The organism is Rhodoblastus sp., assembly GCF_052145335.1.
GTDB lineage: Bacteria > Pseudomonadota > Alphaproteobacteria > Rhizobiales > Beijerinckiaceae > Rhodoblastus.
The window spans coordinates 1-3,880 of the sequence record NZ_JBKQOU010000340.1 but is presented as its reverse complement, the minus strand read 5'-3'; the positions used below and the strand labels follow the sequence as shown (position 1 = coordinate 3,880).

General features: G+C 58.7%; 5 protein-coding genes. All 5 read right to left on the bottom strand.

Annotation, left to right across the window (positions count from 1 at the left end):
- Positions 1 to 584, bottom strand: a 584-nt coding sequence (locus ACLP2E_RS20715) for a hypothetical protein (protein WP_442466979.1), incomplete at its 3' end; no start/stop codon positions are given.
- 170 nt (positions 585 to 754) lie between these two features.
- Positions 755 to 1,480: a hypothetical protein gene (locus tag ACLP2E_RS20710; RefSeq protein WP_442466978.1), complete on the bottom strand. Its 726-nt coding sequence runs from the start codon at positions 1,478 to 1,480 to the stop codon at positions 755 to 757.
- Positions 1,477 to 1,785 (bottom strand): hypothetical protein, encoded by a 309-nt coding sequence (locus tag ACLP2E_RS20705; RefSeq protein WP_442461139.1) that lies wholly within the window; start codon positions 1,783 to 1,785, stop codon positions 1,477 to 1,479. Before ACLP2E_RS20705 ends, ACLP2E_RS20710 begins: the two co-directional genes overlap by 4 nt.
- Positions 1,786 to 1,788: 3 nt before the next feature.
- The gene (locus ACLP2E_RS20700; protein ID WP_442461140.1) at positions 1,789 to 3,120 is read right to left on the bottom strand and encodes a DNA-packaging protein; all 1,332 of its coding nucleotides are present in this window, start codon (positions 3,118 to 3,120) and stop codon (positions 1,789 to 1,791) included.
- Positions 3,113 to 3,583, bottom strand: a complete 471-nt coding sequence (locus tag ACLP2E_RS20695; RefSeq protein WP_442461141.1) for a hypothetical protein — start codon at positions 3,581 to 3,583, stop codon at positions 3,113 to 3,115. The genes ACLP2E_RS20700 and ACLP2E_RS20695 overlap by 8 nt, the downstream gene beginning before the upstream one ends.
- Positions 3,584 to 3,880 lie beyond the last annotated feature (297 nt).

Sequence of the window (3,880 nt, the reverse complement as noted above, 5' to 3'; positions counted from 1 at the left end):
GCTGCCTGATCCGGATCAAGGCCAAGGCGCTTAAAGATGGAATTCTTCTCGTTCAGAAATCCCTTGGCATTCGGATCAGACAGCGCCCGCCAAGTGTTTTCGTCAATGCCGAAAATTTCCCAATATTTTTTCTGCTGCGCATAGGGTTGGGATTTTATTTTATCGATGACGCCGAGGAAAAGTTCCGCCGTGTCCTTGATATGGCCATTGGCGTCCTTGAGCGAGACGCCAAGGTTCTCAATGAACTTTTTCGCGCCGGGCTGCGAGCGCAGGAAATTCCCGAACGCCTCAAGGCTCGAATGCGAAGCCTCTACAGTCGATCCAAGCAGCGAGGCCGCATATTCCACCGCCTGAATGTTCTTGACGCTGGCGCCTATGCGTGACGACGCATAGAACATCTGATCTAGGCCGCGCGCGGCTGTGACCAGCATATTGGCGAAGGCTTTCGCACCCGCCTCCAAAACGTCGGCGAGAATTTTCGCCTCAACAACCGCCTGACGCGTCGCAGCCTTGAACTGACTCTCGCCCTCAATCTTGTATCCGAGCTTGATGAATAATTCTTTCAGGACTTCCGACTGTGACATTTCTCAATCCTTCCAAAAAATGGAGCCGCCCCTCAGCCGGATGCACACAACTGAGGGGCGGCATTGCTCGCCACGAGGCTGGAGACCTCCGCGAGCTGTTGGGGTTGTTTTGACCGCAGCACTCGCCAACTTGCCGCGCCGCTGCGGCGTACTAATCGCAGCGGTATTCATCAAAGCATCGCATCCTCAATCGTCGCGCCGGCGGTGTATTGCAGCAGCGAGAATAGCCCGTTGACGGCGTTCGCGGCTTCATCGCGCATCGCCAGCCCGTTGCGCTCTTCGTGATTTCCAAGGACGGCAATTTCGCCGATGGCGTTCTTAACGTCCTGCGAGACATCGATGGGACGCTTTGTCGGAACGGGCTGGCCAGGGTAGGCGGGCGCCGGCCGCGTCTGCGGATCGACACGAACCCACTGGTTCACCATGGCGAACAGTCGGAAATATTCGCGGCGCATGTCGGCGAGTTTTTCATTAAAGGCGACGGCGGCGCCATGCGCCTCGGCCGCAAGAACCGCTTCGACCGCCCATTCCTTTTCGAGATCTAGCCGAGCAACTTTTTCGTTGAGGTCCGAGAGTTTCTTTTCGATCGCGGAAACGGCAGCCCTCGCGCCGGCCAGCTTGTTTTCGGCGTCGACCTTCTTCGCCGCGGCTGCGACCAACTCCGGCGAGGCATCCAGCGTCGGCGTCTCGCCGGCAGCCAATGCGTTTTCGATATTCGCGGCCCGCGAGGTCGCAATCTCATCGTCGAGGTCTTTAAACTCGGAAACATGCGCCTTGAGGCCGGCGAGGAAGGCATTCGCCCGCTCCAAGGTCTCACCGGCTTTTTGTACGTCATCGACGCCATGATGATAGGCGTCAATCGCAGCCTGAAGTTTTTCGCGCTCGGCCTGGCTCATTTGCCCCTCCAAGCGTTCGGCCAAATCTTGCGGACTGCGTCTTTCAGGCCGTCAGCAATTGCCTGGCTACGCGCGAGCTGAGCATCGCGCTGCTCGCGGAGCTTCGCCAAATTTTTCCGCTGCATTTCCGACTTGTGAGCGGCCTCGGCCTCTTCCGCCGACATCGGCGCCGCGTCCGCAACCTTGCGCCTGGCGTTTGGATGAGTTCCCGCGATGCGTCGGAGCGTCGCCATGTCCTTCACCGAAAGGGTGTATTTCGGTTTCGGTGCTGCCCGCCCGAATAGTGAAGCGTCCATTGTGTACAATTTTTAATCCTCCGTGTTATTTGCTGCATTCTGCTGACCTAAATACGCTGCTAAGATGCCTTCACCCGCATAGGCACGCATCCACACTTCGACGCTGAATTCTTCACCCAGCATCAATTCGGTTAGTGCCCAAACGAGGGCGTCTAGGCGGTCCGGCGACTTCGCGGAACCCGGCGCAAAACTGCATAATTGGTCTTCGAGCTGGTCGAACAGGCCGACATGCGAGACGCGGTGTTGCTCATAAAGAGCGCTGATGGGCTCGGCCCGGACGATCTTGCCGCGCGAGGCGTGGACGAGGCGGACAGGGACCGAAGCGTCAACAGCGCGGAGAGTGCTTTCGACCATCGCTCCGCCTTGATTGCTTTCAGCAATGATGCGGTCGGCCCGATGGCGGCGGTAGGCGCTGATCGCCACCTTCGCCCATTCGGTCGGAGAGTAGCGGCCCGAAATATCTTCGAGGATATAGCCCCGGCCATCGGTCCCGACGCCTGCAACGATGATCCCGGTTTCGTCGCTGTCCTCATGGTTGGAAATGGCCGGATCGATGGCGACAACAATGCGCTGCAAGTCGGGGAGTGCACGTTGTGCAATGCGGCTGCGCTCGATCACGTCACGCGACCACAGAGCGCCTTCGATATCCTCCAAAAGCTCGGCGTTCAATTCCTGGCGGCCGAGACGCGTCCCCTCATATTTCCGAACGATTTGGCTAAAGAAGGTCGGCGCGAGGTTGGCCCGATTGTCGTAGGTTGATCCGCGAACGATGACGACGCTGCCGTCTTCATTCTTTACCAGTTCTTTTAGAATTTTGACCGGCTTCGGCGTCGTCGTGACAAGCTGCCGAGGGCGGGCACCAAGGCGCAAACCGAATTGCAGCATCGACCACGTGTCTTCGACGTTGTTCCACGCCGCCAGCTCGTCACACCACGCCGCGCCGTGCTGCGGTCCGCGCAAACGGTCCGGCTCTTCGCTCGAAAACATCGTTGCAATGCAACCGTTCGGCCAGGTCAGGCGACGCTTTGACGGTTCATAGACTGGCCTGTTCCAGTTCGGGCAGATCGACAAAAGCCCGCTTTCGCCCTCAACCATCGTGTCGCGTACGTCGCCAGCGGTCGGCCCAACCAAGGCGATACGATGGACGGTGGCGGCCTCAGCAAGAGACCTGACCCATTCGGCCCCGGTGCGCGTTTTGCCAAACCCACGGCCCGCCAGAATGAGCCAGGTCGTCCAATCATCACCTGGCGGCGGCAATTGTTCCGGACGGGCCTTGGCCGCCCAATCGTCTTGAAGGGCGGAGGCGAGACGCTCAAAGATCGATTGATCATGGGCATCAAACACGGGCAGCCTCCTTCGCCGTCGTGACATTGATCAGCTTCGGAGAGTGGCCGCTGTAACGATCGTTCAGGCTCTTGAAGAGCGCGACAATGTCGGCGCGCGCCGCAGGATGGGCAGCGCAAACCTGGAGCAGCCCGGCTTGCAGGTCCGCGAACGGCGCGCTGTTCAGAATGTGAACGTTGTTCTGGACGTTGATCACGGTCGAATTAGCGATCGTCGTTACCTGGCCCGTGATGCGGGCGATCTCCTTCAAGACGGTCGTCAGTTGCGCCGCCATGGCCGCCACGCCAGAGTGATCATCGGCGGCGGCGAGCCGGTCCAGCTGGTAGAACAGCGCCGATCGAAGGATGGCGAAATATTCGAGGACGGATTGGCTTTCCTCCGCTGCGTGCTCGGCGAGCTTCGCCAGCTTGCCCGCGCCGATCAGATACGTGGCCTTTTTATCGTCGCTGACGTGGCGGCCCATGTGGCGCCATATGGCGTCCCGATGAAGGTCAAACTGTTCGGAAAGCTTGTCCAGCGATGCGCCGGCGCAATGCAGCGCTTCAATACGGGGGCGCTCAGGATGACGGCAAACCGCACAGCGGTTTGTTGAGTGCCGCCTCTTCTGACCGTCTTTTGGATATCCCTTTGGCAATTTGGAGCCTTGTTCGAAGTGCGAAAAACCATCGCGCGGATACCCCTAAGTTACCCGAATTCCGATTGAGCCCCAATATGACAAACCAAGACACTTATAAATAAAGATAAAATATTTTTGAGCAGC

Coding starts and splice junctions, on each gene's coding strand:
- ACLP2E_RS20710 (WP_442466978.1), bottom strand. CDS start 1,480: ATGAGCCAGGCCGAGCGCGAAAAACTTCAGGCTGCGATTGACGCCTAT.
- ACLP2E_RS20695 (WP_442461141.1), bottom strand. CDS start 3,583: ATGGGCCGCCACGTCAGCGACGATAAAAAGGCCACGTATCTGATCGGC.